Raw genomic sequence first — 816 nt, 5'->3', positions numbered from 1 at the left:
CCCGATCGCTATGAGCCTCGCGCCGGCGACACCGTGCTGGACTTCGCGCGTCACTACGGCACCTCATTTCTGCCTGCACGCGTTTATCGCCCGCAGGATAAGCCGAAGGTTGAAGTGGCGGTTCAGGTGGTCGAACGTTGGATCATGGCGCGTCTGCGTCATCGCCAGTTCGAGTCGGTCCAGTCGGTGGACGACGCGATCCGCCCGCTACTGAAGAACTTGAACGAGCGCCCGTTTCAGAAGCTGCCTGGATGCCGCGCCAGCGCGTTCACCGAATTAGACGCGCCGGCCCTACAGCCACTGCCGGTGCAGCCGTATGAGCTCGCGCGGTTCAAGGCAGTAACGGTCGGCATCGACTACCACATCGAGATCGATAAACATCGCTACAGCGTTCCTCACGCGCTTGTGGGACTCAAGCTCGACGCGCATCACAGCGGGTGCTGTCGAGTTGTTGCATCGAGGTCGCCGTGTGGCCAGCCATGCTCGCAATGATCGCGTAGGAGGCTACACCACCGTCGTCGAGCACATGCCGGCGGCACACCGCGCTCATCTCGCATGGACTCCGCAGCGGCTTATCCACTGGGGTCAGCAGATTGGCGGCGCCACCGGCGCGCTCGTCGCGCGGCTTCTGCAGGAACAGCGCCATCCCGAGCACGGCTATCGGGCGTGCCTTGGCTTGCTCTCGCTCTCACGTCGCTATGGTCGCGACCGTCTCGAAGCGGCGTGCGCGTTGGCGCTCGAATTGGGTGTACATCGTTACCGCCACGTGCGCGACATCCTCATCAACAACCGCGACCGCGCGGCAGCGACCACGCC

Annotated in this window: 1 pseudogene; it reads left to right on the top strand. The window is 64.0% G+C overall.

The window, feature by feature from the left end:
- Positions 1-816 (top strand): annotated as a pseudogene (locus NCS02_RS30215) (Mu transposase domain-containing protein); the annotation flags it as partial.

The organism is Caballeronia sp. NCF2, assembly GCF_023631205.1.
Taxonomy (GTDB): Bacteria; Pseudomonadota; Gammaproteobacteria; order Burkholderiales; family Burkholderiaceae; genus Caballeronia; species Caballeronia zhejiangensis.
Note: the sequence above shows the minus strand (reverse complement) of the source record. Positions and strands in the feature narration are given on the sequence as shown.